General features: G+C 70.4%; 10 protein-coding genes. 8 read left to right on the top strand and 2 right to left on the bottom strand.

Annotated elements, in window-relative coordinates:
* Nucleotides 1–173 precede the first annotated feature (173 nt).
* Together smc and ACIP79_RS25335 are read left to right on the top strand one after the other, a co-directional pair.
* Complete coding sequence (smc, locus tag ACIP79_RS25340) at nucleotides 174–3,731, top strand: chromosome segregation protein SMC (RefSeq protein ID WP_401226867.1); 3,558 nt, start codon at nucleotides 174–176, stop codon at nucleotides 3,729–3,731.
* 263 nt (nucleotides 3,732–3,994) lie between these two features.
* Nucleotides 3,995–5,410, top strand: a complete 1,416-nt coding sequence (locus tag ACIP79_RS25335; RefSeq protein ID WP_401226865.1) for a sugar porter family MFS transporter — start codon at nucleotides 3,995–3,997, stop codon at nucleotides 5,408–5,410.
* Between the two features lie 201 nt (nucleotides 5,411–5,611).
* On the opposite strand, the gene ACIP79_RS25330 is transcribed toward ACIP79_RS25335, so the two are convergent.
* The gene (locus ACIP79_RS25330) at nucleotides 5,612–6,583 is read right to left on the bottom strand and encodes an LLM class flavin-dependent oxidoreductase (RefSeq protein ID WP_401226863.1); all 972 of its coding nucleotides are present in this window, start codon (nucleotides 6,581–6,583) and stop codon (nucleotides 5,612–5,614) included.
* Nucleotides 6,584–6,961: 378 nt separating this feature from the next.
* Here ACIP79_RS25330 and ftsY point away from each other — a divergent pair, with 378 nt between their 5' ends.
* Nucleotides 6,962–8,167 carry a signal recognition particle-docking protein FtsY gene (gene ftsY / locus ACIP79_RS25325; protein WP_383686118.1) on the top strand — a complete coding sequence of 402 codons (1,206 nt, stop codon included), beginning with the start codon at nucleotides 6,962–6,964 and terminating at the stop codon, nucleotides 8,165–8,167.
* A gap of 146 nt (nucleotides 8,168–8,313) precedes the next feature.
* Here the strand turns inward: ftsY and ACIP79_RS25320 are convergent, their stop codons facing one another.
* Nucleotides 8,314–8,976, bottom strand: a complete 663-nt coding sequence (locus ACIP79_RS25320) for a bifunctional DNA primase/polymerase (protein ID WP_401226861.1) — start codon at nucleotides 8,974–8,976, stop codon at nucleotides 8,314–8,316.
* Nucleotides 8,977–9,424: 448 nt separating this feature from the next.
* On the opposite strand from ACIP79_RS25320, the gene ACIP79_RS25315 reads away from it, so the two are divergent.
* The 5 genes from ACIP79_RS25315 to ffh all read left to right on the top strand — a co-directional run bounded on the left by ACIP79_RS25315 (nucleotide 9,425) and on the right by ffh (nucleotide 17,175).
* Nucleotides 9,425–10,906, top strand: a complete 1,482-nt coding sequence (locus ACIP79_RS25315) for a hypothetical protein (protein ID WP_401226860.1) — start codon at nucleotides 9,425–9,427, stop codon at nucleotides 10,904–10,906.
* A gap of 339 nt (nucleotides 10,907–11,245) precedes the next feature.
* On the top strand, nucleotides 11,246–12,592 hold the full coding sequence (locus tag ACIP79_RS25310; protein ID WP_383681656.1) for an ammonium transporter: 1,347 nt from the start codon (nucleotides 11,246–11,248) through the stop codon (nucleotides 12,590–12,592).
* The gene (locus ACIP79_RS25305) at nucleotides 12,589–12,927 is read left to right on the top strand and encodes a P-II family nitrogen regulator (RefSeq protein ID WP_383681657.1); all 339 of its coding nucleotides are present in this window, start codon (nucleotides 12,589–12,591) and stop codon (nucleotides 12,925–12,927) included. The genes ACIP79_RS25310 and ACIP79_RS25305 overlap by 4 nt, the downstream gene beginning before the upstream one ends.
* A 79-nt stretch (nucleotides 12,928–13,006) precedes the next feature.
* Entirely contained in the window at nucleotides 13,007–15,475 is a 2,469-nt protein-coding gene (locus tag ACIP79_RS25300; RefSeq protein ID WP_401226858.1) for a [protein-PII] uridylyltransferase, read from the top strand.
* Between the two features lie 149 nt (nucleotides 15,476–15,624).
* Complete coding sequence (gene ffh, locus ACIP79_RS25295; protein ID WP_401226857.1) at nucleotides 15,625–17,175, top strand: signal recognition particle protein; 1,551 nt, start codon at nucleotides 15,625–15,627, stop codon at nucleotides 17,173–17,175.
* Nucleotides 17,176–17,324 lie beyond the last annotated feature (149 nt).

The following is a 17,324-nucleotide window of genomic DNA, read 5'->3' as shown; positions in this document are numbered from 1 at the left end:
TGTCAGAATTGCAAGGGACGCCTCTTCGGCGTCCCTTCTTCTTTCCCCCGCGAACTCGTCCACTGCCTTCGCGCACTGTTCCTCTGTCCGTACGTCTGGTGTGCCCTGCACGTTCATGGGTGAAACCGCGCGTTCATGGAGTGAGACCGCCCCAAAAGGTAGAGTTCCGCGGCGTGCACCTCAAGGCCCTCACCCTGCGCGGGTTCAAATCGTTCGCCTCGGCGACCACGCTGCGGTTCGAACCGGGCATCACCTGCGTCGTGGGCCCCAACGGCTCGGGCAAGTCCAATGTCGTGGACGCGCTCAGCTGGGTGATGGGCGAGCAGGGCGCCAAGTCGCTGCGCGGCGGCAAGATGGAGGACGTCATCTTCGCCGGCACCACCGGGCGGCCACCGCTGGGCCGGGCCGAGGTGTCCCTCACCATCGACAACTCCGACGGCGCGCTGCCCATCGAGTACGCCGAAGTCACCATCACCCGGATCATGTTCCGCAACGGCGGCAGCGAGTACCAGCTCAATGGCGACACGTGTCGCCTGCTGGACATCCAGGAACTGCTGAGCGACTCCGGCATCGGCCGCGAGATGCACGTCATCGTCGGCCAGGGCCAGCTCGACTCCGTACTGCACGCCGATCCGATGGGCCGCCGCGCCTTCATCGAGGAGGCCGCGGGCGTCCTCAAGCACCGCAAGCGCAAGGAGAAGGCGCTGCGGAAGCTGGACGCGATGCAGGCGAACCTGGCGCGCGTGCAGGACCTGACGGACGAGCTGCGGCGGCAGCTGAAGCCGCTGGGCCGGCAGGCCGCGGTCGCCCGCCGTGCCGCCGTCATCCAGGCCGACCTGCGCGACGCCCGGCTCCGGCTCCTCGCCGACGACCTGGTACGCCTGCGGCAGGCGCTCCAGGGCGAGATCGCCGACGAGGCCGCGCTGAAGGAACGCAAGGAAGCCACCGAGTCCGAGCTGAAGAAGGCGCAGCAGCGCGAAGCGCTCCTGGAGGACGAGGTCCGCCGGCTCGCCCCGCGCCTCCAGCGTGCCCAGCAGACCTGGTACGAGCTGTCGCAGCTCGCCGAGCGGGTGCGCGGCACGATCTCGCTGGCCGACGCGCGCGTGAAGAGCGCGACCTCGACGGCTCCCGAGGAGCGGCGCGGGCGCGACCCCGAGGACATGGAACGCGAGGCCGCGCGGATCCGCGAGCAGGAGGCCGAGCTCGAAGCGGCCCTGGAGGCGGCCGAGCACGCCCTTGAGGGCACCGTCGAGCACCGGGCCGAGCTGGAGCGTGAGCTCACCGTCGAGGAACGCCGGCTCAAGGACGTCGCCCGCGCCATCGCCGACCGCCGCGAGGGCCTGGCCCGCCTCAACGGCCAGGTCAACGCCGCCCGTTCACGGGCCGCCTCCGCCCAGGCCGAGATCGACCGGCTCGCCTCCTCCCGCGACGAGGCCCAGGAGCGCGCGGTCGCGGCCCAGGAGGAGTACGAGCAGCTGAAGGCGGAGGTCGACGGCCTCGACGCGGGTGACGCCACGCTGGCGGAGCAGCACGAGGCGGCCAAGCGGGCGCTCGCCGAGGCGGAGGCCGCGCAGACAGCGGCCCGCGAAGCAGCCACGACGGCGGAGCGCAGGCGCGCCGCGACCCAGGCCCGCCGCGAGGCCCTCGCGCTCGGACTGCGCCGCAAGGACGGTACGGGGACGCTTCTCGGTGCCAAGGAGCGACTGACGGGTCTCCTCGGGCCCGCGGCCGAACTCCTCTCGGTCACCCAGGGTTTCGAGGTCGCGCTGGCCGCCGCCTTCGGCGCCGCGGCGGACGCCATCGCCGTCACCACCCCCGCCTCCGCCGCGGACGCCATCCGGCTGCTCCGCAAGCAGGACGGGGGACGGGCGGCGCTGCTGCTGGCGGGGGCGCCGGAGGACGACGTACGCCGTGAGGACCGGGGCGAAGGACCGCCGTACGCCGCCGATCTCGTCCGGGGGCCGGGCGATCTGATGCCCGCCGTACGACGGCTGCTGCGCGGGATCGTCGTGGTCAGCACCCTGGAGGACGCCGAGGAGCTGGTCTACTCGCGGCCGGAGCTGACCGCCGTCACCGCCGAAGGGGACCTGCTGGGGGCTCACTTCGCGCAGGGTGGGTCGGCCGGGGCGCCGAGTCTGCTGGAGGTGCAGGCGTCCGTCGACGAGGCGGCGGCCGAGCTCGAAGAGCTGGCCGTGCGGTGTGCGGAACTCGGCGAGGCGCAGCACGAGGCCACCGGGCGCCGCAAGGAGTGCGCCGCGCTCGTCGAGGAGCTGGGGGAGCGGCGGCGGACCGCCGAGCGCGAGAAGTCGGCCGTGGCACAGCAGTTGGGGCGGCTCGCCGGGCAGGCGCGTGGCGCGGCGGGGGAGGCCGAGCGCAGTACGGCCGCCGCCGCGCGGGCGCAGGACGCGCTCGACCGCGCCATGGAGGAGGCGGAGGAGCTGGCCGAGCGGCTCGCCGTCGCCGAGGAGATGCCGGTGGAGGAGGAGCCCGACACCGGCGTACGGGACCGGCTGGCCGCCGACGGCGCCAACGCGCGGCAGACCGAGATGGAGGCCCGGCTCCAGGTGCGGACGCACGAGGAGCGGGTGAAGGGGCTCGCCGGACGGGCCGACGGACTCGACCGGGCCGCGCGCGCCGAACGCGAGGCACGCGCGCGTGCCGAGCAGCGCAGGGCGCGGCTGCGGTACGAGGCCGAGGTCGCCGAGGCCGTGGCCTCCGGGGCGCGGCAGCTGCTCACGCACGTCGAGGTCTCGCTGACCAGGGCCGAGGAGGAGCGGGCCGCCGCCGAGAACGCCAAGGCCCACCGGGAGCGGGCTCTCGGTGCGGCGCGCGGCGAAGGACGCGACCTCAAGGCGGAACTCGACAAACTCACGGATTCAGTTCACCGGGGCGAGGTACTCGGCGCCGAGAAGCGGCTGCGGATAGAGCAGCTGGAGTCGAAGGCGCTGGAGGAACTCGGTGTCGAACCGGCAGGGCTGGTGGCCGACTACGGCCCGCAGCAGCTCGTGCCGCCCTCGCTCCCCGCCGAGGGCGAGGAACTGCCCGAGGACCCGGAGCACCCGCGCAACCAGCCACGCCCGTTCCACCGATCCGAACAGGAGCGGCGGCTCAAGTCAGCCGAACGGGCGTACCAGCAGCTCGGGAAGGTCAATCCGCTCGCCCTTGAGGAGTTCGCCGCGCTGGAGGAGCGTCACAAGTTCCTCAGCGAGCAGTTGGAGGACCTCAAGAAGACGCGGACCGACCTGCTTCAAGTCGTGAAGGAGGTCGACGAGCGTGTCGAACAGGTCTTCACCGAGGCGTACCGGGACACGGCCCTGCAGTTCGAGGGTGTTTTCAGCCGGTTGTTCCCGGGAGGCGAGGGGCGGTTGATCCTGACCGATCCCGACAACATGCTCACCACGGGTGTCGACGTGGAAGCGCGCCCTCCGGGCAAGAAGGTCAAGCGGCTGAGTCTGCTCTCCGGTGGGGAGCGGTCCCTGACCGCCGTGGCCCTGCTGGTGTCGATCTTCAAGGCGCGGCCCAGTCCGTTCTACGTGATGGACGAGGTCGAGGCGGCGCTCGACGACACCAACCTCCAGCGGCTGATCCGGATCATGCAGGAGCTCCAGGAGGCCTCGCAGCTGATCGTGATCACGCACCAGAAGCGCACGATGGAGGTCGCCGACGCGCTGTACGGCGTCTCCATGCAGGGTGACGGTGTGTCGAAGGTCATCAGCCAGCGGCTCCGGTAGATACGTGTAGTCCACATGTGTCGTGACCTGGACTTCTTTCTGGGTTCCTCTTCGGGTTCAAGTGTTGAACGCACCTCTGTGATTACTGCGGAGAAAGCTCACAGCAGGGCGGCTGTTGACTTCGAAAGTTGAAGGCATAGTCTCTGCAACGTTGCTTTTACCTTCAGGTGGTGGGCGGCGTCATGTTGTGCGCCACTTATATGACCATTTGAAGGGCTCGCCCCCACCCCCGGCAGTGAGGCCGGTGGCCCGAGGAGTTTCACGTGACCAGCACAGCGCCCGACAAGTCAGGAGCCGGAGCGGCTCATCCCGAGCATCTCGGGCATGTCATCTTCATCGCGGCGGCGGCCGCGATGGGCGGGTTCCTCTTCGGCTACGACAGTGCCGTGATCAACGGGACCGTCGAAGCGATCCGGAGCCGGTACGACATCGGTTCGGCGGCGCTGGCCCAGGTCATCGCCATCGCGTTGATCGGCTGCGCGATCGGTGCGGCGACCGCGGGGCGGATCGCTGACCGTATCGGCCGTATCCGCTGCATGCAGATCTCGGCGGTCCTGTTCACCATCAGCGCCGTGGGGTCCTCGCTGCCCTTCGCCCTGTATGACCTGGCGTTCTGGCGGGTCATCGGCGGTTTCGCGATCGGTATGGCCTCCGTCATCGGCCCCGCCTACATCGCCGAGGTCGCGCCGCCCGCCTACCGCGGGCGTCTGGGGTCCTTCCAGCAGGCGGCGATCGTGGTCGGTATCGCGGTCTCGCAGCTGGTCAACTGGGGCATCCTGAACGCCGCGGACGGTGACCAGCGCGGGCAGCTGATGGGTCTTGAGGCCTGGCAGGTCATGCTCGGCGTGATGGTCATCCCGGCCGTTCTGTACGGCCTGCTCTCCTTCGCGATCCCCGAGTCCCCCCGCTTCCTGATCTCCGCGGGCCGTGACAAGCGCGCCCGTGAGGTGCTCAAGGAGGTCGAGGGCGACAGGATCGACCTGGACGCCCGGGTCGCCGAGATCGAGCACGCGATGAAGAGCGAGCACAAGTCGACCTTCAAGGACCTGCTCGGCGGCAGCTTCTTCTTCAAGCCGATCGTGTGGATCGGTATCGGTCTGTCGGTGTTCCAGCAGTTCGTCGGTATCAACGTCGCGTTCTACTACTCCTCGACGCTGTGGCAGTCGGTGGGTGTGGACCCGACGGAGTCGTTCTTCTACTCGTTCACCACGTCGATCATCAACATCATCGGCACCGTGATCGCGATGATCTTCGTCGACCGTATCGGGCGCCGTCCGCTGGCCCTGATCGGTTCCGTGGGTATGGTCATCGGTCTCGGTTTCGAGGCGTGGGCGTTCTCCTTCGACCTCGTCGACGGCAAGCTGCCGGCCACCCAGGGCTGGATCGCCCTGATCGCCGCCCACGTCTTCGTCCTCTTCTTCGCCCTGTCCTGGGGTGTCGTGGTGTGGGTCTTCCTCGGCGAGATGTTCCCCAACCGGATCCGCGCCGCCGCCCTGGGCGTCGCCGCCTCCGCGCAGTGGATCGCCAACTGGGCCATCACGGCGAGCTTCCCGTCCCTGGCCGACTGGAACCTCTCCGCGACCTACGTCATCTACACGGTCTTCGCCGCACTCTCCATCCCCTTCGTCCTCAAGTACGTCAAGGAGACCAAGGGCAAGACACTGGAAGAGATGGGCTAGGCCTCACCGGCCGGCCCGCCCGAAACTCGGGGAGAAGGGCCAACCCCCCGCTGCCCCTCTCCCCGTACTCGTAAGAGACGCACCGCCCCGGCTCGGCCTTCGAGGCCCCGAGCCGGGGCGGCGCGTTTTCCGACCCTCGGGCCGCCTCCTCGGTCCTTCAGTTCCATCCCTGAGTTCCATCCCTGAGTTCTGTCCTTGAGTTCAGTCCTTGAGGCGGGGCAGGACGCTCTCGCAGAACAGGTGCAGGCTGCGCCAGCCCTCGTCGACCGGCATGCCGCCGGACAGCGGGTGCAGGACGTAGTTGTCGAGGTGGTGGGCGACGCACTCGTCCGGCGTGAGGATCCGGTAGACGCCCTCGGCGCGCAGCTCGTCCACCGTCGTCGCCGCCGACCTCACCGCCGAGCGGATGTCGCCGGACTGCCAGGAGGCGTACGTCGCCGCCTCGTGCAGGAAGTGTTTGCCGTACTCGGCCCAGGCCCGGTCCGGGTCCTCGGCGATGTGCAGGAGCGGGGTCTCGGCCGACGGCATCATGGTCCAGCCCTCGGTGCCGTACTCGATGAGCCGCTCCTTGTAGTACGCCTCAAGGCCGGGAAGGTGGGCGCTGGGGAAGAAGGGCAGGCCCAGGCGGGCCGCTCGCCGTGCCGCCGCCTTGGAGGAGCCGCCGACCAGCAGCAGGGGGTGCGGGTCGGAGAAGGGCCGCGGAGTCACCCGTACGGTCCTGCCCCGGTACTCGAACTCCTCGCCGGTCCACGCCTTCAGCACCGTTTCCAGCAGTTCGTCCTGGAGCCTGCCGCGCCGCTTCCAGTCGACGTCGAAGAGGGCGTACTCCTCGGGCCGGTAGCCGATGCCCGCGACCGTGACCAGGCGTCCGCCGCTGAGCAGGTCGAGCACGGCGACGTCCTCTGCCAGCCGCAGGGGGTTGTGCAGTGGGCCGATGACCGCCGACACGGTGACCGCGATGTGCCGGGTCGCGCCGAACACAGCGCCCGCGAAGGCGAACGGTGACGGCAGCCAGTTGTTGGGGACGCCGTGGTGTTCCTCGGTCTGCACGGTGGTGATGCCGCGGTCGTCGGCGTACGCGGCCATCTCGACCGCAGCCTGGTAGCGGGCGCTCAGTGACGCGGGGGTGGCGTCGGGGTCAACGAGGTTGAAGCGCACGACGGTTACGGGCATGGGAGCCCCCCTTCGGGTGTGGTGGGGGACGGTAGCTGACGGTGCGTCAGACTGCTATAGAGGTGGGCTCCTCGGTGGGTGCGGGGAGGGCTTCTTGGGGTGTGAGCAGGCTGGGCTCGACCTGAGGTCGACCTGAGGTCGACCTGAGGCCGACCTGAGGCCGACCTGAGGTCGGTCTGGAGCGGGCCGGCGGCGCACGCCGGGCGCGGTGCGGTCGGGGGTGCGTACCGGGTACGGCGCGGTCGGGGGCGCGACGGGAGTGGTGGAGGGGCGCGCGGGCTCGCTCCGGTGGTCGTGTTCTTTGGAGGAAGATACGAATCGCTCGCCGTGGAGCGGCTCTCCCTCCGCGGCGGGGGATGGCTGATACTGGGTGACGTTATGGAAATCGTCATCCTTGCTGTAGTCATCGCCGTGGTCGTGATCGGCGCGCTCGGTGGGCTCGTCGTCGGCAGTCGCAAGCGAAAACTGCCCCCGCCGCCCCCCGCCGCCCCCGACATCACCGCCCCCCCGGCCGAGCCGCACGTCGGCGACGAGGCCGAGACGCCGCGCGACGAACCGCGCCGCACGATCGAGGAGGTGGATCTTCCGGGCTCCGACGCGGCGGCGTCGGCACCCGTCGCCGTCGAGGAACCCCCCGCGGCCCCCGGGATCGAGGTCCCGGAACCGACCGCGGGCCGGCTGGTGCGGCTGCGCACCCGGCTGTCCCGCTCGCAGAACGCGCTCGGCAAGGGGCTGCTCACGCTGCTCTCGCGCGAGCACCTCGACGAGGACACCTGGGAGGAGATCGAGGACACGCTGCTCACCGCCGACGTCGGCGTGCAGCCCACCCAGGAGCTGGTCGACCGGCTGCGTGAGCGGGTGAGGGTGCTCGGCACCCGTACGCCGGAGGAGCTGCGGGCGCTGCTGCGCGAGGAACTGCTCACGCTGCTCGTCCCCGAGTTCGACCGCGAGGTCAAGACCGACTCGAACCTCGACACCCCCGGCATCGTGATGGTCGTCGGGGTCAACGGCACCGGCAAGACCACCACGACCGGCAAGCTCGCCCGGGTGCTGGTCGCCGACGGCAAGAACGTCGTCCTGGGTGCCGCCGACACCTTCCGCGCCGCAGCCGCCGACCAGCTCCAGACCTGGGGTGACCGCGTGGGTGCCCGCACCGTGCGCGGTCCCGAGGGCGGGGACCCCGCCTCGATCGCGTTCGACGCGGTCAAGGAGGGCATCGAGGCGGGCGCGGACGTCGTCCTCATCGACACCGCCGGCCGGCTGCACACCAAGACCGGGCTCATGGACGAGCTCGGCAAGGTCAAGCGAGTGGTCGAGAAGCACGCTCCGCTGGACGAGATCCTGCTCGTCCTCGACGCCACCACCGGGCAGAACGGCCTCGTCCAGGCCCGTGTCTTCGCCGAGGTCGTCGACGTCACCGGCATCGTGCTCACCAAGCTCGACGGCACGGCCAAGGGCGGCATCGTCATCGCGGTGCAGCGCGAGCTGGGCGTGCCGGTCAAGCTGGTGGGTCTGGGCGAGGGGGCGGACGACCTGGCGCCGTTCGAGCCGGAGGCGTTCGTGGATGCCCTTATCGGAGACTGACCAGACTGACTCCCGGACCGAGTCCGACCGGTGCTTCGAGAAGCGCCCGCCCCCGAGGTGCAGTCGGGAGCGGGCGCTTCGTCATGTGAGGTCGGGGTGAGGACGGCCGGGCCCGTGGTGAGGGTGGCTGAACCCGAGGAGAGTGCCTACGCGCGTGAGCGGTGTGCCACGTACGCCAGTGTCCCGAGCAGCAGCCGCGCCTGTGGCGGCTTGGTCGCCGAGTCCAGGTCGGGGGAGCGCAGCCAGCGGACCGGGCCGAGGCCAGCGCGGTCGGAGGGCGGGGCGGTGATGTGCGCGCCGGTGCTGAGGCCGTGCAGGTCGAGGAAGGCGTCGTCCCAGCCCATCCGGTAGAGCAGCTGGGGCAGTTCGGGCGCGGAGCCGGGGGCGACGAGGAACTGGGCGCGGCCGTCCGGCGTCACCGCCACCGGTCCGAGGGGGAGCCCCATCCGTTCGAGCCGGACGAGCGCGCGGCGCCCGGCGGCCTCGGCGACCTCGATCACGTCGAACGCGCGGCCGACCGGCAGCATCATGGCGGCACCGGGGAACCCGGCCCAGGCCTCGGTCACCTCGTCGAGGGTGGCGCCGGCCGGGATCGACGGCGCGAAGTCCAGTGGATGCGCGCCCGGTGCCCGGCAGTCGGCCTTGCCGCAGGAACAGGCACCCGCGGCGGCCCGCGCGCCCGGGACCACGTCCCATCCCCACAGCCCGGTGAACTCCGCCACGGCGGTGCACTCCGACAAGCGGCCGCGGCGCCGTGAGCCGGGCCGGAGTTCTCGCGTCCCCCGACTGCTGCCGATCGTGAAGCCCATGCCCCCTCCAACGGGTCCGATCTACCGGTGGTTACGTGCCGCGATCGGAACGTGACCCTGTGTTTCCGACTTCCCCGATTACCGCCCGATCCAGGCGGCGCTCAGAGGTGCTCCGGGTAGCGTGCTCGGCGTCACGCGCCCCGGCGCACACCGCTCCGCCCAGTCCGGGCCATGTCGTGTCAAGTGAATCGCGGGTGGACGGCGCGGAGTTCATTCGAAGGGGTGGCGAATGGTGGCGTTTCCGGGATCGCCATGGCTGGAGGGGTGATCGTAGGATTACTTTGAGTACACGAGTCCTGGGGACGTGTGCACTCGTGGGTATGCCAAGGGCAAGTCGGCTTCCCGTTCGAAGGGTGAGAACTACCGGACGGGCAGCCGTATTTACCGGCATTCTGATAGGGCTTGGCGCACGCAGCGTACAAGTGGTCTCAGGGATGGGGGCGTTCCAGTGGGCGGCAACGGCGGAGGCGGGGCGACCGCGACCGGCACGGACAAGCGCCCCAATGAGCTGCTCGGCTCATGGTTCGTGCGCAGCGGTTGGTCCAAGGGCGAGCTCGCACGTCAAGTGAACCGCAGGGCCCGTCAGTTGGGGGCCAACCACATCTCCACGGACACCTCGCGGGTGCGGCGCTGGCTCGACGGAGAGAATCCCCGCGAGCCCATCCCGCGGATCCTCTCCGAGCTGTTCTCCGAGCGGTTCGGCTGTGTCGTCGCCGTCGAGGACCTCGGGCTGCGCGCCGCCCACCAGTCACCGTCCGTGTCCGGCGTCGACCTGCCCTGGACGGGCCCGCAGACCGTGGCGCTGATCAGCGAGTACTCCCGCAGCGACCTGATGCTGGCGCGGCGCGGCTTCCTCGGCAGCTCACTCGCCCTCGCGGCGGGACCCGCCCTCATCGAACCCATGCAGCGCTGGCTGGTGCCGTCGCCCACCACGCCGCGCTCCGAGCCCGAGCAGTCCACCTCGGTGCGCCGCGGCCGGCTCTCCAAGCCGGAGCTCGACCTCCTGGAGTCCACCACCGTGATGTTCCGGCAGTGGGACGCCCAGTGCGGCGGCGGACTGCGCCGCAAGGCGGTCGTGGGGCAGTTGCACGAGGTGACGGACCTCCTCCAGGAGCCCCAGCCCGCCGAGACGAACAGGCGCCTGTTCAAGGTCGCGGCGGAACTGGCCGAGCTCGCGGGCTGGATGAGCTACGACGTGGGGCTCCAGCCCACCGCTCAGAAGTACTTCGTCCTCGCCCTGCACGCCGCCAAGGAGGCCGGCGACAAACCGCTCGGCTCGTACGTCCTGTCCAGCATGAGCCGCCAGATGATCCACCTGGGCCGCCCCGACGACGCGCTGGAACTCATCCACCTCGCGCAGTACGGAAGCCGCGACTGCGCGAGCCCTCGCACCCAGTCCATGCTGTATGCGATGGAGGCCCGCGCGTACGCCAACATGGGCCAGCCCGGGAAGTGCAAGCGCGCCGTCCGGATGGCCGAGGACACCTTCGCCGACGTGCACGAATGGGACGACCCGGACCCCGACTGGATCCGCTTCTTCTCCGAGGCCGAGCTGTACGGCGAGAACAGCCACTCCTACCGCGACCTCGCCTATGTCGCCGGGCGCAGCCCCACGTACGCCTCCATGGCCGAGCCCCTGATGCGGCAGGCCGTCGACCTCTTCGCCAAGGACTCCGAACACCAGCGTTCATACGCACTGAACCTGATCGGCATGGCCACCGTGCACCTCCTCCAGCGGGAGCCCGAGAAGAGCGCGGCGCGCGCCACGGAAGCCATGGCGTACGCCAGGAAAGTCCGCTCGGAGCGCGTCAACACTCGTATTCGAAAGACCGTCGACACCGCGGCCCGGGACTTCGGTGACCTCGCCGAGGTCGTCGACCTCACCGCCCAGCTCGCCGTCGACCTGCCCGAGACCGCCGAGGCGGTCTGACGGAGGCCGTGCGAGCGGCCTTGTCCCAGTACCCCGGCCGCGGCCGGCCGTCCCGAACTGCCCGACTCGGCTCCCCCATGCCAGGTCATCGGACGGCCCGTCGCGGCCGGCCTGTCTCCGTTCCGGGGAAGGTTGCGCCACGATAACGATCGCTCCGCGCGGTCTCAGGCAGTTCATCGAGGCGTAACACACGAGGCGCCTTCGTCACTGCGGTGAAACATCGAGGGGCGCCGACCGAAACCGCGCTGCGCCAATGTCATGGCGCATAACCGGCCCACCCCTCACGCCCACTTCAGGCTTCGCCCGCACGGGGCCGTACCAACCGACGAGGAGACGCCGATGGCACCAGCCATCACCCTTGCCGCAGATGCACCCACGCTGTCTGCTGCCAACACAGGGTTCATGCTCATCTGTTCCGCCCTGGTGCTGATCATGACGCCCGGCCTGGCCTTCTTCTATGGAGGCATGGTCCGCGTCAAGAGCACCTTGAACATGCTGATGATGAGTTTCATCAGCATCGGGATCGTCACCATCCTGTGGGTGCTGTACGGCTTCTCCCTCGCCTTCGGCACCGACAAGGGCTCGCTGATCGGCTGGACCTCCGACTACGTCGGGTTCAGCGGGATCGGCAGCACGGACCTCTGGGACGGGTACACGATCCCGATCTACGTCTTCGCCGTGTTCCAGCTGATGTTCGCGATCATCACGCCGGCGCTGATAAGCGGTGCGCTCGCGGACCGGGTGAAGTTCGTGTCCTGGTGCCTGTTCGTCACGCTGTGGGTGACGGTCGTGTACTTCCCGGTCGCGCACTGGGTGTGGGGCACCGGCGGCTGGGCCTTCGACCTCGGGGTGATCGACTTCGCGGGTGGTACGGCGGTCCACATCAACGCGGGTGCGGCGGCGCTGGGTGTGATCCTGGTGATCGGCAAGCGGGTCGGTTTCAAGAAGGACCCGATGCGTCCGCACAGCCTGCCGCTGGTGATGCTGGGCGCGGGTCTGCTGTGGTTCGGCTGGTTCGGCTTCAACGCCGGTTCCTGGCTGGGCAACGACGACGGTGTCGGCGCGCTGATGTTCCTCAACACGCAGATTGCCACCGCGGCGGCGATGCTGGCCTGGCTGGCCTACGAGAAGATCCGGCACGGCGCGTTCACCACGCTGGGCGCGGCTTCCGGTGCGGTCGCGGGTCTGGTGGCGATCACCCCGTCCGGCGGTGCGGTCTCCCCGCTCGGCGCGATCGCGGTGGGTGCCATCGCGGGTGTGCTGTGCGCCATGGCGGTCGGCCTGAAGTACAAGTTCGGCTACGACGACTCCCTGGACGTGGTGGGTGTCCACCTCGTCGGCGGTGTCGTGGGCTCCCTGCTCATCGGGTTCTTCGCCTCCGGCAAGGGCCAGTCCGACGTCGAGGGCCTCTTCTACGGCGGCGGCCTGGACCAGTTCTGGAAGCAGTGCGCCGGTGTCTTCGCCGTCCTCGGCTACTCCCTCGTCGCCTCCGCGATCCTCGCCTTCCTGATCGACAAGACGATCGGAATGCGGGTCGGTGAGGACGAGGAGGTCGCGGGTATCGACCAGGCCGAGCACGCCGAGACCGCATACGACTTCAGTGGCGCGGGCGGTGGCTCGGGCTTCAGTTCTTCGACGACCGCCACGGCGGGCACGGCGGGCACGGCCAAGAAGGTGGACGCATGAAGCTCATCACCGCTGTTGTGAAGCCTCACCGGCTGGACGAGATCAAGGAGGCCCTGCAGGCCTTCGGGGTTCATGGTCTGACGGTGACCGAGGCCAGCGGCTACGGTCGGCAGCGTGGGCACACCGAGGTCTACCGTGGTGCGGAGTACACGGTCGATCTGGTTCCCAAGATCCGTGTCGAGGTGCTGGCCGAGGACGACGCCGCCGAGGGTCTGATCGACGTCATCGTCAAGGCGGCCCGTACGGGCAAGATCGGTGACGGCAAGGTGTGGTCGATCCCGGTCGACACCGCCGTCCGCGTCAGGACCGGCGAGCGCGGCCCGGACGCGCTCTAGAGAGACGGCGCGCTCGCAAGAGACGGGCTCCGAGGAGACGACGGGCTCCGAGGAGACAAAGAAAGACAGGAGTCGCTGGGTGACGAGTACGGACACGCGTACGGAAGCAGAGGACTCGGGACCCAGCGGCTATGCGGCGGCCCGGCTGCGCCTTCTCCAGGGGGAGGCGCAGTCCGGGCCGCCGCGCCGTGCAGCCCTCGCCGAACTCACGGACGACTGGCTCACCGGCCTCTTCGAAGCCGGCAGCGAGGCGCCCCGCGGCGTCTCCCTGGTCGCCGTCGGCGGCTACGGCAGAGGCGAGCTCTCCCCGCGCAGCGACCTCGACCTGCTCCTCCTGCACGACGGCAGCGACTCGGGCGCCGTCGCGGCCCTGGCCGACCGCATCTGGTACCCCGTCTGGGACCTCGGCCTCGGCCTCGACCTCGACCACTCCGTCCGCACGCCGGCCGAGGCCCGCAAGACGGCGGGCGAGGACCTCAAGGTCCAGCTCGGACTCCTCGACGCCCGGCACATCGCCGGCGACCTCGGCCTCACCGCGGGACTGCGCACGGCCGTCCTCGCCGACTGGCGCAACCAGGCGCCGAAACGTCTCCCCGAACTCCAGGAGCTGTGCTCCGAACGGGCTGAACGCCAGGGCGAGTTGCAGTACCTCCTCGAACCGGACCTGAAGGAGGCGCGCGGCGGACTGCGCGACGCCACCGCCCTGCGCGCGGTGGCCGCCTCCTGGCTCGCGGACGCGCCCCGCGAAGGCCTCACCGACGCCCGAAGGCGCCTGCTGGACGTCCGTGACGCGCTCCACCTCACCACCGGCCGCGCCACCGACCGCCTCGCACTCCAGGAGCAGGACCAGGTCGCCGCGGAACTGGGACTGCTGGACGCCGACACCCTGCTGCGCCAGGTGTACGAGGCGGCCCGCGTCGTCTCGTACGCGAGTGACGTGACCTGGCGCGAGGTCGGACGCGTGCTGCGTTCCCGCGCCGTGCGTCCGCGTCTGCGCGCCATGCTCGGCGGCGGTGCCAAGCCCGCCGCGGAGCGCTCCCCGCTCGCCGAGGGTGTCGTCGAACAGGACGGCGAGGTGGTGCTCGCCCGCGCCGCGCGACCCGAGCGCGACCCCGTGCTCCCGCTGCGAGCGGCGGCCGCGGCGGCGCAGTCCGGCCTCCCGCTCTCCCTGCACGCCGTACGGCGCATGGCAGCCGCCGCACGCCCCCTGCCCACGCCCTGGCCCGCCGAGGCACGCGAACAACTCGTCACGCTCCTCGGCTCCGGCCGCCCGACCATCGAGGTCTGGGAGGCCCTGGAGGCCGAGGGCCTGATCACCAGACTGCTGCCCGACTGGGAGCGCGTGCGCTGCCGCCCGCAGCGCAACGCCGTCCACATCTGGACCGTGGACCGCCACCTCATCGAGACTGCCGTCCGCGCCTCCGAACTCGCCCGCCGGGTGGGCCGCCCCGACCTGCTCCTCGTCGCCGCCCTGCTGCACGACATCGGCAAGGGCTGGCCCGGCGACCACTCCGTGGCGGGCGAGATCATCGCGCGCGACGTGGCCGCCCGGATCGGCTTCGACCGCGCGGACGTGGCCGTGCTCGCCACCCTCGTACGCCATCATCTGCTGCTCATCGACACCGCCACCCGGCGCGACCTGGAGGACCCCGCCACCGTCCGCGCGGTCGCCGAGGCGGTCGGCTCGCAGGGCACCCTCGAACTGCTGCACGCGCTCACCGAGGCCGACGCGCTGGCCACCGGACCCGCCGCCTGGTCCTCCTGGCGGGGCTCCCTCGTCACCGACCTGGTCAAGCGGGTCTCCGCGGTGTTCTCCGGGGACGCCCCCGAGGAGCCCGAGACCGTGGCGCCGACGGCCGAAGAGGAACGGCTCGCGATCGAGTCGTTCCGGACCGGCGGGCCCGTGCTGTCGCTGCGTGCCCAGACCGAACCGGTCGACCCCGAGGCCGTCCCCGCGTCCGTACCGCAGGACCCGGAACCGCTGGGCGTGGAACTCCTCATCGCCGTACCCGACCAGCCCGGTGTGCTCCCCGCCGTCGCGGGCGTCCTCGCCATGCACCGGCTGACCGTCCGTACGGCCGGACTGCGCGCCCTCGACCTGCCCGACGGCGTGGAGGGTTCGGTGCTGCTGCTGGACTGGCGGGTCGCCGCCGAGTACGGCTCCCTGCCGCAGGCCGCCCGGCTGCGCGCCGACCTGGTACGCGCCCTGGACGGCTCCCTGGACATCGCGGGCCGCCTGGCCGAGCGGGACGCCGCCTATCCCAGGCGCCGCGGCACGATCGCCCCGCCGCCCCGGGTGACGGTCGCCCCGGCGGCATCCCGCCACGCCACCGTCATCGAGGTCCGCGCCCATGACGCCCCAGGCCTGCTGCACCGGATCGGGCGGGCGCTGGAGAAGGCGAACGTACGGGTGCGCAGCATGCACGTGTCCACGCTGGGCGCGAACGCCGTGGACGCCTTCTACGTGACGGGGGCGAAGGGCTCGCCGCTGCCGGGGGAGGAGGCCGCCTCGCTGGCCCGGGGGCTGGAGGAGATGCTCCGGGGGTGACTCCGGACGCGGTCCTGCGATCGACGGCGCACCCGTGTGCGAGGGTGCCGCCAAGCTCGTACGAACGCGGTGGAGACCCTTCCGCGCGCGGCCAGATACCCTGGAGGGCGATTCCCATCGCCCCCGACCCCTGAGGACAGACGAGCGCCGTGTTCGATACTCTCTCCGATCGCCTCTCAGCGACGTTCAAGAACCTGCGGGGCAAGGGCCGGCTGTCCGAAGCTGACATCGACGCCACCGCACGCGAGATCCGTATCGCGCTTCTCGAAGCGGACGTCGCCCTGCCGGTCGTGCGGACCTTCATCAAGAACGTCAAGGAGCGCGCGCTCGGTGCCGAGGTCTCCAAGGCGCTGAACCCGGCTCAGCAGGTCCTGAAGATCGTGAACGAGGAACTCGTCACGATCCTCGGCGGCGAGACCCGCCGCCTCCGGTTCGCCAAGAACCCGCCCACCGTGATCATGCTGGCCGGTCTCCAGGGTGCCGGTAAGACCACGCTCGCGGGCAAGCTCGGCAAGTGGCTCAAGGACCAGGGCCACTCCCCGCTGCTCGTCGCCGCCGACCTCCAGCGCCCCAACGCCGTGAACCAGCTCAGCGTCGTCGCCGAGCGCGCGGGCGTCGCCGTCTACGCGCCCGAGCCCGGCAACGGCGTCGGTGACCCGGTCAAGGTCGCCAAGGACTCCATCGAGTTCGCGAAGACGAAGGTCCACGACATCGTGGTCGTCGACACCGCCGGCCGCCTGGGCATCGACCAGGAACTGATGCGGCAGGCCGCGGACATCCGCGACGCCGTCTCGCCGGACGAGATCCTCTTCGTCGTCGACGCGATGATCGGCCAGGACGCGGTCAACACCGCCGAGTCCTTCCGTGACGGCGTCGGCTTCGACGGCGTGGTGCTCTCCAAGCTCGACGGCGACGCCCGCGGCGGCGCGGCCCTCTCCATCGCGTCGGTCACCGGCAAGCCGATCATGTTCGCGTCGAACGGCGAGAAGCTCGACGACTTCGACGCCTTCCACCCTGACCGGATGGCCTCCCGCATCCTCGACATGGGTGACCTGCTCACCCTGATCGAGCAGGCGGAGAAGACGTTCAGCCAGGAAGAGGCCCAGCAGATGGCCTCCAAGCTGGCGTCCAAGAAGGGTCAGGACTTCACGCTCGACGACTTCCTGGCCCAGATGGAACAGGTCCGGAAGATGGGCAGCATCAGCAAGCTGCTCGGCATGCTCCCGGGCATGGGCCAGATCAAGGACCAGATCGCCAACATCGACGAGCGTGATGTCGACCGCATGGCCGCGATCATCAAGTCCATGACCCCGGCCGAGCGCCAGGAACCGACGATCATCAACGGCTCGCGCCGCGCCCGTGTCGCCAAGGGCTCCGGTGTCGACGTCAGCGCGGTCAAGGGCCTGGTCGAGCGTTTCTTCGAGGCCCGCAAGATGATGGCCCGAATGGCCCAGGGCGGCGGCATGCCGGGGATGCCCGGGATTCCGGGCATGGGCGGCGGCCCCGGCCGCGCCAAGAAGAAGCAGAAGCAGGCCAAGGGCAAGCAGCGCTCCGGCAACCCGATGAAGCGCAAGCAGGAGGAGGCGGAGGCCGCGGCACGCCGCGAGGCCGGCGGCCAGCCGGGCGACGCCCCCGGCCTGCCCCAGCAGAGCGGCCAGCCCTTCGAGCTGCCGGACGAGTTCAAGAAGTTCATGGGCTGACGGTTCGTCGCGTACGGGTCGTCCTCCCGTACGGTGCTTCGCGTACGGGGCTCTGATCTCGTACGACGCCGGGGGCGCCCCTCGTTTTCGGGGGGCGCCCCCGGCGCGTCGCCGGGCCGTTCCCTGCGGGTGCTGGCGTCTCTTTCCTG

The sequence above is a fragment of the Streptomyces sp. NPDC088747 genome, from assembly GCF_044751025.1.
GTDB lineage: Bacteria > Actinomycetota > Actinomycetes > Streptomycetales > Streptomycetaceae > Streptomyces.
This window is presented reverse-complemented; position numbering and strand designations above follow the sequence as displayed.